Raw genomic sequence first — 5,645 nt, 5'->3', positions numbered from 1 at the left:
TTCCAGCACGGCGGCATGGCAAGCGCTGAAGCGGCGGCGCTGCGCGATCAGCCAGCTGTTGAAATGCGGGCTGCGCTCGAGCTCCAGCCCGTCGAGGAAATCGCCGGCAAACAGTTTGGCCAGCGCCCGCAAGCGGCCGACATCAAGCGTGCCGATCCCTTGCGCGGCGGCGCGGCTGACCTCCAGCGCATCGACCAGGCAATCGCTCAGATCGAGTGCTACCGTGTCGCCCTGTGTCACGACCCGGTGTCGGCCCGGCGCGTCGAGTGCGCCGCGCAGCTTGCTCAGGCACCAGCGCAGCTCGCCCCTTGGATCGTTCGGCACGTCCCACAGCAGCTCGCACAGACGGCTGCGGCTGACAGGATGCGGCGCCAGCGCCAGATAGGCCAACAGAGCGCGCAGCTTGCGTGACGACGGCAACGTAACCGGCACGTCATTGCGGGAGATCGCCAGCGGTCCGAGCAGGCGCACGGAAAGGACCGGCATGTCGCCGTCCGGCCTCGATCGGCTGGATTCCACGTGCGTTTCCACGCCTGCTCCCACGCTGGCCTGTCGGCCTCTCCTGTATCACCAAACACGACACGGCGCATCCGGCAGCGGATTTCAGCGCCGGATGCAGCCATTGCCGCTGTGCGGCATGTCAGTCCTAGCGCGGCAAGGTCACCAAACCTCGTCGCCCAACCCGCCGGTTTGTAACCGGCCCGTGAAGACAAAACGCGATGACAATCAAGGAGACCAAGATGTTGCAGCAGCAGAAGATCAGAACCACGGCCGGGCGCGGCCGCTTGTTCGACAGCATTCTCGACACCGTCGGCGACACGCCGGTGGTGCGCATCAACAATCTCGGACCGGCCCACGCGACGATCTACGTCAAGGCCGAGTACTTCAATCCCGGTGCTTCGGTGAAGGACCGGCTGGCGCTCAACATCATCGAGGAGGGCGAGCGCAGCGGTGCGCTGAAGCCGGGCCAGACAGTTGTCGAGGCGACCAGCGGCAACACCGGCATTGGCCTCGCCATGGTCTGCGCGCAGAAGGGCTATCCGCTGGTCGTCACCATGGCCGACAGTTTTTCGGTCGAGCGCCGCAAGCTGATGCGCATGCTGGGCGCCAAGGTGGTGCTGACGCCGCGCGCCGAAAAAGGTTTCGGCATGTACAAGAAGGCGGTGGAACTGGCCGAGGCCAATGGCTGGTTCCTCGCCCGCCAGTTCGAGACGGCCGCCAATGCCGCCATCCACGAGGCGACGACGGCGCGCGAGATCGTCAATGATTTCGCCGGCTCGCGGCTAGATTGCTTCGTCACCGGCTATGGCACCGGCGGCACGGTGGTAGGCGTGGCGCGCGTGCTGCGCCGCGAGCGCCCGGAAACCCGCATCGTGCTCTCCGAGCCGGCCAACGCGCAGCTCATCGGCAGCGGCAAGGTCCAGCAGCGCGGCGCCGATGGTGCCCCCGCCGCCAGCCATCCGGCCTTCGAGCCGCACCCGATCCAGGGCTGGACGCCGGACTTCATCCCCAACGTGCTGCAGGAGGCGATCGACACTAGCCTCTATGACGAGGTGATGCCGATCGCCGGGCCCGAGGGCATCAAATGGGCCAGGGAACTGGCGCGGAAAGAGGGCATCTTCACCGGCATTTCCGGCGGCGCCACCTTCGCCGTGGCACGGCAGGTCGCGGAGAAGGCGCCGGCCGGCGCGGTGATCCTGTGCATGCTGCCCGACACCGGCGAGCGCTACATGTCGACGCCGCTGTTCGATGGCATCGAGGCCGAGATGGATGCCGAGGAGGCCGCCCTGTCGCGCTCGACGCCCGGCTGCCAGTTCCCGGCGACTTGACGGGAGATCTGGTATGGACGCCATGCAAGAAAACCTCGGCCTGGTGGCCGAGGAAACGCTCGATCCCCTAGACTGGGCCGATGTGCAGGCCCTGTCGCACCGCGTCATCGACGATGCGGTCGATTATCTCCGCGATGTGCGCGACCGCCCGGTCTGGCGGGAGATGCCGGCCGATGTGAGAGAGGCCTTCTCGGCGCCGCTGCCGCGCTCGCCGGCGCCGCTTGCCGCCGTCTATGGCGAGGTCTCGCGCACGGTGATGTCCTATCCGATGGGCAACATCCATCCGCGCTTCTGGTCCTGGTACATGGGGTCGAGCAACTTCACGGGGGCGCTTGGCGATTTCCTGGCGGCCATCCAGGGCTCCAACCTCGGCGGCGGCAACCACGCGGCCGGGCTGATGGACAGCCAGGTGGTGAACTGGTGCAAGCAGATGCTGGGCTTTCCGGCTTCTGCCGGCGGCACGCTGGTCAGCGGCGGCTCGATGGCCAACATCATAGGGCTGACCGTGGCGCGCAACGTCAAGGCCGGCATCGACGTGCGCGAGCATGGCGTTGCTGCCATCGAGAAGCCGCTGCGCTTCTACGGCTCGGAGCAGATACACTCGTGCCACCGCAAGGCGATGGAGGCACTCGGCCTCGGCAACCGGGCACTGCGCCGCATCCCGACCGATAGCGGGCTGCGCATCGATATCGCTGCCTTGCGTGCGGCGATCACTGAGGACCGCGCAGCAGGGTTCAAGCCGGCCTGCGTCATCGGTACGGCCGGCACCGTCAACACCGGGGCGATCGACGATTTGCAGGCGCTTGCGAAGCTGGCACATGAGGAAGGCCTCTGGTTCCATGTCGACGGCTGCATCGGCGCGCTGATCGCCATTGCGCCTGAAAACGCGCATCGCGTCGCCGGCATCGAACGGGCGGATTCGGTCGCGCTCGATCCCCACAAATGGCTGCACGCCCCATTTGAGGTCGGCTGCGCCCTGGTCAGGGATGCCGCGGCGCATCGCCGGACCTTCGCGGTGACGCCGGAGTATCTCGAATCGACGCCGCGCGGCCTTGCTTCCGGCGAATGGCTGCATGATTACGGCCTGCAGACGTCGCGCGGTTTTCGCGCGCTGAAGGTGTGGATGGCGCTGAAGGAGCACGGCGTCGAGAAATTCGGCCGCCTGATCGACCAGAACATTGCCCAGGCCGTCTATCTTGCCGGCTTGATCGAGGCCGCGCCACAGTTGCAACTGGCGGCATCGCCGACCGTCAACATCGTCTGCTTCCGCTATCAGCCCGGTCTGACAGGCGAGGCTCTGAAGGCGCTCAACACGGAGATCATGCTGCGGCTGCAGGAACAGGGCATTGCGGCCCTTTCGGACACCACGGTGCATGGCGAGCACTGGTTGCGCGTGGCGATCACCAATCATCGCACACGGCGCGAGGATCTCGACCTTCTGGTGCATGAAACGGTGCGGCTGGGGCAAGACATCGCAACGCAGGGTTCCGCGCCTTCCTAGTTACGGGCAGGCATGCGATTCTGCCGCGATGATTCGGGAGATCCAGGTCGTGACGCTGTTTCGTATGGTTGCACTGGCGGCGCTGGTCTTCACCGCCTCGGCGCAGGCCGCAGACATGGCCTTCTTCGTGAAGAACCTGCGCAAGGAATCTGTCGCGGTCGAGCTGTTCAGCCGCGACCGTGAGACGGTCTGGCCGGGCAATGACAAGGTGTTCCTGATCGAACCCGAGTCGCAGAAATCCGTGCCGCTGTCCTGCAATCAGGGCGAACAAATCTGCTATGGCGCCTGGGCCGACGGCAACGACAGCCTCTCGGCCGGCGTCGGGCCGGACAATGACCAGCCCTGCGACACCTGCTGCTTCATCTGCGTGGAACACTCGACCGAGACGATCGATCTGGTGCCGTAGAGCGCGGAAGTTTCGTTGGACCCAAATTAAGTCAGGGATCGGCCCGTCCGGTCCACTTCCGCGATTCAGCGCTGCATGCAATGGTCGCCCCGCGGCCGGGTGGGCCGCATATTCGGGGGTTATCATGTTTCATGCCTATGCGCGCCGCATGCTGGCCGCGCTGTCCTTCGTCATGCTGGTTGCGTCGGCGGCGCAAGCCGACGATGTCACCTTCGCCATCAAGAACAGCCACCCGAACGCCATGCGCGTCGAGCTCTACAGCCAGGATCGCGACTATGTCTGGCCGGGCGAGGACAAGGACTATTTCCTCGACGACGGCGAGACCAAGCAGCTGCCGATATCCTGCAACGCGGGCGAATCGATCTGCTACGGCGCCTGGGTCGATGGCGACGAGGGCACCTATTGGGGCGTCGGTCCCGGCAACACGGAAAAATGCGAGGATTGCTGCTACACCTGTAGCGGCGGCGAGACCGAGGAGATCGAGCTGGTCCCCTGACCGGTTTGCCAGCTTGACGGTCTTCGGGCCGGAGCCATAGCCTGTGCAAATACCCAGCGCGCGCCGCCTCGAACTGTTCAGACGCGACGTGCTTCAGGCAAAAGGAGCCCAGCTATGGCCGGCATGGTCGAAAGCGACAAGATCGACGTCGGGTTTTCCGGCAAGCGCTGCATCCACTCGCGCAACTGCGTGCTCGGCGATCCGCATGTCTTCGTGCCCAACGCGCCGGGCCAATGGATCCATCCCGAAGCGGCCAGCGTCGAGAAGATCGTCGCCATCGCCGAAAGCTGCCCGTCGGGCGCCATCACCTATGTCAGGAAGGATGGCGGGCCGCAGGAGCAATCACCGGTGGTCAATACGGTGCGGCTGCGGGAAAACGGCCCGCTGGCGGTACACGCCGAGATCGTGCTCGACGGCGAGACTTCTTATCGTGCCACGCTCTGCCGCTGCGGCGCTTCGGAGAACAAGCCGTTCTGCGACGGCAGCCACAACAAATCCGGTTTTGCCGCCACCGGCGAGCCGCCGCTGAAGGACACGCTGGCGCTCGAAGCGAGGAACGGTCCGCTGAAAGTGACGCCGACCACCAATGGCCCGCTCAAGCTTGAGGGCAATCTCGAGATCGTCACCGGAACCGGCCATACGGTCGATCGTACGCAACGCGCCTTCCTCTGCCGCTGCGGCCATTCCGCCAACAAACCGTTCTGCGATGGGACGCACAAGAAGGTGGGGTTTGTGGGGTAGCTGCGATCTCCCTCCTTGAGGGGGAGATGGCCGGCAGGCCAGAGGGGGTCGTCTCGCGTAGAGCGCTGGCTTCCTCTTTCGCCTCGTATGAAGTCGCATCCAGTCTTGCCGACCCCCTCTGTCGCCTTTGGCGACATCTCCCCCTCGAGGGGGGAGATTACCCGTGGCCCAGCGCTCGCGGCTTTATCGCCCGCTCCGTATCGGCTAAGGGCAGGGACAAATAAATTGCCACCCGGACCGCCGCCAAAAATGACCGCCAAGACCAAGCCAAAGCCGCTGTTCCTCGGGATCGACACCGGCGGCACCTATACCGATGCCGTGTTGTGGTCTGAAACGGAAGGCCCGCAAGAAGGCCCGAACAAGGGCAAGGTGCTGGCCAAGGCCAAGGCGCTGACCACAAGGCATGATCTTGCCGTCGGCATTTCCGGCGCCGTCGATGCGGTGCTGCAGAAAGCCGGAACCGATCCGGCTCATATCAAGCTGGTGTCGATGTCGACGACGCTTGCCACCAACGCGCTTGTCGAGGGCCAGGGCGGCCGCGTCGCGCTGGTGATGATCGGCTTTTCCGAGGGCGACCTCGCCCGCGACGGGCTGAAGGCCGCGCTCGGCACCGATCCGGTGGTGTTTTGTCCGGGCGGCCACGACGTGCACGGCAATGCCGCCAGGCTCGAT

6 protein-coding genes and 1 pseudogene are annotated in these 5,645 nt (G+C 65.3%); 6 read left to right on the top strand and 1 reads right to left on the bottom strand.

Features of this window, described 5'->3' with window-relative positions; genetic code table 11:
• Window positions 1–486, bottom strand: a pseudogene (locus tag EN893_RS16135) (transcriptional regulator); the annotation flags it as partial.
• A 254-nt stretch (window positions 487–740) separates the two neighbouring features.
• On the opposite strand from EN893_RS16135, the gene cysK reads away from it, so the two are divergent.
• The 6 genes from cysK to EN893_RS16105 form a co-directional block, all read left to right on the top strand.
• Entirely contained in the window at window positions 741–1,829 is a 1,089-nt protein-coding gene (gene cysK / locus EN893_RS16130; RefSeq protein ID WP_127268753.1) for a cysteine synthase A, read from the top strand.
• A 13-nt stretch (window positions 1,830–1,842) separates the two neighbouring features.
• Window positions 1,843–3,330, top strand: coding sequence for an aspartate aminotransferase family protein (locus tag EN893_RS16125; RefSeq protein WP_127268752.1), 1,488 nt, complete (start codon window positions 1,843–1,845; stop codon window positions 3,328–3,330).
• A 49-nt stretch (window positions 3,331–3,379) separates the two neighbouring features.
• Window positions 3,380–3,736, top strand: a complete 357-nt coding sequence (locus tag EN893_RS16120) for a hypothetical protein (RefSeq protein WP_127268751.1) — start codon at window positions 3,380–3,382, stop codon at window positions 3,734–3,736.
• Window positions 3,737–3,860: 124 nt separating this feature from the next.
• Window positions 3,861–4,232, top strand: coding sequence for a hypothetical protein (locus tag EN893_RS16115; protein WP_027040247.1), 372 nt, complete (start codon window positions 3,861–3,863; stop codon window positions 4,230–4,232).
• A gap of 114 nt (window positions 4,233–4,346) precedes the next feature.
• Complete coding sequence (locus EN893_RS16110; protein WP_127268750.1) at window positions 4,347–4,973, top strand: CDGSH iron-sulfur domain-containing protein; 627 nt, start codon at window positions 4,347–4,349, stop codon at window positions 4,971–4,973.
• A gap of 249 nt (window positions 4,974–5,222) precedes the next feature.
• Window positions 5,223–5,645, top strand: a 423-nt coding sequence (locus EN893_RS16105; RefSeq protein WP_281062484.1) for a hydantoinase/oxoprolinase N-terminal domain-containing protein, incomplete at its 3' end; no start/stop codon positions are given.

This window comes from Mesorhizobium sp. M7A.F.Ca.CA.004.04.2.1, from assembly GCF_004022825.1.
Taxonomy (GTDB): Bacteria; Pseudomonadota; Alphaproteobacteria; order Rhizobiales; family Rhizobiaceae; genus Mesorhizobium.
This window is presented reverse-complemented; position numbering and strand designations above follow the sequence as displayed.

Excerpts from the sequence above, each read along its gene's own strand:
- EN893_RS16115 (WP_027040247.1), top strand. The coding sequence starts at position 3,861 with ATGTTTCATGCCTATGCGCGCCGCATGCTGGCCGCGCTGTCCTTCGTC.
- EN893_RS16125 (WP_127268752.1), top strand. The coding sequence starts at position 1,843 with ATGGACGCCATGCAAGAAAACCTCGGCCTGGTGGCCGAGGAAACGCTC.
- EN893_RS16110 (WP_127268750.1), top strand. The coding sequence starts at position 4,347 with ATGGCCGGCATGGTCGAAAGCGACAAGATCGACGTCGGGTTTTCCGGC.
- cysK (WP_127268753.1), top strand. The coding sequence starts at position 741 with ATGTTGCAGCAGCAGAAGATCAGAACCACGGCCGGGCGCGGCCGCTTG.